Below are 3,003 nucleotides of genomic sequence, written 5' to 3'. Positions count from 1 at the left end.
TCATTTAAAAGCAATATAGCTCTATTTTAACTATTTATTAAACGCCTTATTCAATAGATTTTAATGCCCCAATACACCGCAACCTAATTTTCCTTTTACAAAACACTTTCCCATTCCAAAGAATTTCTTCAGGTTGTTTCTTATGTTAACATCCATCAATCCCTTTGCTTGTATAGGCTTTAATGAGCATATCATCACACTCACTACCAATTCTTTTGCTTTTATCCTATCACCAATCCCTACTAATTTCACCTTAATACCACAAACAAAAGAAACCCATTATACGGAGGGTAAAAAATCATTTTAAAATACTGTTCTTTAAGTTTGAAACCGGTTAATCTTCAACCATATTTAGTTAATTTTATGCCCAAAAAAATTCAGCTAGTTTTCCCTAACGTTACTGGATTATGTGTACGGTTAGCAGGATTACACTTTTGTGATCTCCCTCCGATTTAACTTCCTTAGTGCAGCTAGTCGATATTAGTAAAAATAAGCCACTTTAATAAGCCAAAGGTAGTTTTTAGAATGAGCACTGATTCGCTACAAAATTTATCGCCAGCCTTAATGAGCTTTGGATAACTGTATTAACTTTTCCATTTATTTCTTTTTTCTATAAGCAAAACAAATAAACTCCTGCTCGTTTTGTTGGTCATGGCGTGTCATATTGCAAAGCAATTCTTCGTTAGGATTATCATTATTGATACAGGTAAGGCATAAGGACGGTTTTTGTATTAAATCCATATTTATTTCATATCCATCATCATCAAAAAAACCATTAATTTCAGAGGGTGGAATATCGTCAATGTGTCTTCGTCCGCTGACCTTGCTTTCCTTTTTAATTGCTGACTCGATTTCATAATCATCCTTAGGGTACCTTTCGCCGGTAATACAAGTAAAGCAGCTATTTCCAACTACCGCTGAGCCAATCACCCAAATGTCATTTCCACAAGAACATTTAACTCCTTTTTTAAAAGCTTCTAAAGCGGAATTAAGCCGCTGCCTTAAACCTTTTTCTTTTTCATTTGGATTGTTTTTCAAGTGTCTTTTTACATAATCATCTATTGAAATTGGAATAAATTGCATATTCGACTTCATTTAATGTGATGCCATCTGAAAATTGCTTCCCAGATTTTTAGATGACAATAAATTGCGTTAATAATTATTATTCTCGATTAGTTTTAAATAACTACCAGAACCCTCTTATTTGCCCTACTACTTTTCATTAAAGGCAAAGGCTGCCTCTCCGGTGAAGTCAGAGCTTAGCATGGTGGGTGCCCAATATTTTTCTACATGGGCCACTACAAGACGGGTACCTTCAAAATGGCTCACATAAGGAGACATTTGCGGGTTGTACATGGTATCTGTCATGTCCCGCATCAATACCACATTTTTATTAAGGTTCGCCATCTGACGGATGGCAAAAGGCCTTCCCAATACACACATATTTAAATGAACCCCCATTACCACTATCTGGTCTATATCATTTTCAACCAAAATATTATATACTTCCTGTCCCTGATCAGTGATAAAATCTTTGTCCTCAATACTTATGGTAGCAATCTGTCTTGACCAAGCCGTCATTTCTTCACATGGATCACCATCAGCACATGGCTTATCGCAGCCCCCATCACTGTCATCTATGGGTAAAGCAGCTTCTTTATCCTTATCCAGGTAACACCAATCATCAATTGGGAAACCCTCTGGTACATTATGCATGGGGGTGTTAATCGCAGCTTTTCTTTGAGGTGTATCTTTATAGAAATCCATGGTTCCGCTTGGTGCATGAATAATGGTAACACCAAGTTCCCTTGCCCTCGTTAAGGTTTTATTCATACCCGGAGCCATAGCTGCCACTCTTTCAGTAGCACTCTCACACCAGTGTCTGTCCCACATATCGGTAACAATAATGGCTGTTTTTTGAGGATCCCAAGTTTCTGTATACTCAATCCCTTCCCAGCCATTTTCTTCACCCTTCGACATTACCATTTTTCTTAGGTTTACAGTCAATTTTGACTCTTCATCTTCAATGTGAGGATTTTTATTTTCTTTCTGGGTTGATTGACAACTTAAAATTAAAATTGGCAAACAAAGGCTACACAAATAGAATAATGGTCTCATGGCGATTTTTACTTCTAATTTACATTAATTCTTTAACCTTTTAAAATATAATACATTGGAATTTTCACCTTTTTTTATTTTGGAACAGGCTGATAATCAAAGATAAAATGCAATTCAATTTTATTAAGATTGAAACTTTTTACTGAAACACTGGGAAATTGAAAGGGTTTTATAAGGATTAAAGGGATTAGATGGGGGAAGAGTTACCTTTGATTATAAATAACAATATCACCCACTTCTGTGGCTAGGGAAAATGGCCACCAAAAGACTAAGAGTAGCTGTCAAACCAGTCAAGTCATAAAAAAACGCACATAAATTGATTATGTGCGTTTTTTAAATATAATTTGCGTCCAAAATTCAGATGGCTTTCCGCAATTGATTTGGATAACCTATACTTTCCTATTTCAATGTCTTAAAATATAAAATAACAGATTCGATGTCCTGATCGGAAAGTAATCCTAGGAAAGAAGGCATCTCCCCTTCTCTGCCTTTTACAACCTTGGCACCCGGATCAACGATCGACTCCTTGATGTAGGCATCGTCTGCGGTTGCAGTAGTGCCATCTTTAAACTCCCTTCTGGCTCCATAGAGCCCTTTTACACTTGGACCTATTTTGCCCGCTACATTGTCGTCAATCGCCTGGCAGGCAATACATCCGTATTTTAAGAATATTTCTTTTCCTTTTATGGCATCTGCGGTTCCTTCTTCCTTGGCCGCCAATAAGGCCGGATCAAAGTTGTCTATCAAGTCAGATGGATTGAAATCGGCAAATCCTTCTGCTTTGAGCATGGGTTGATTCACTTCATTTACCGTCATCCAAACCTTATCGGACCATGTAGTACCTTTTGCAGTTTTTAAATCAAAAGCTACCTCCATCTGCATCAC

At 36.9% G+C, this 3,003-nt stretch carries 3 protein-coding genes; all 3 read right to left on the bottom strand.

Annotated features, from left to right (window positions below; genetic code table 11):
• Nucleotides 1–597: 597 nt before the first annotated feature.
• Entirely contained in the window at nucleotides 598–1,083 is a 486-nt protein-coding gene (locus tag AAC037_RS22810) for a hypothetical protein (protein ID WP_339905869.1), read from the bottom strand.
• Nucleotides 1,084–1,212: 129 nt separating this feature from the next.
• Complete coding sequence (locus AAC037_RS22805) at nucleotides 1,213–1,986, bottom strand: protein-signal peptide and transmembrane prediction (RefSeq protein ID WP_339905867.1); 774 nt, start codon at nucleotides 1,984–1,986, stop codon at nucleotides 1,213–1,215.
• Nucleotides 1,987–2,517: 531 nt separating this feature from the next.
• The coding region (locus tag AAC037_RS22800; protein ID WP_339905865.1) for a c-type cytochrome at nucleotides 2,518–3,003 on the bottom strand (486 nt) is incomplete at its 5' end.

Source organism: uncultured Cyclobacterium sp., assembly GCF_963976465.1.
GTDB lineage: Bacteria > Bacteroidota > Bacteroidia > Cytophagales > Cyclobacteriaceae > Cyclobacterium.
This window is presented reverse-complemented; position numbering and strand designations above follow the sequence as displayed.

What these genes read in the sequence shown, in the direction of transcription:
- AAC037_RS22810 (WP_339905869.1), bottom strand. Translation starts at nt 1,083, where the DNA reads ATGCAATTTATTCCAATTTCAATAGATGATTATGTAAAAAGACACTTG.
- AAC037_RS22805 (WP_339905867.1), bottom strand. Translation starts at nt 1,986, where the DNA reads ATGGTAATGTCGAAGGGTGAAGAAAATGGCTGGGAAGGGATTGAGTAT.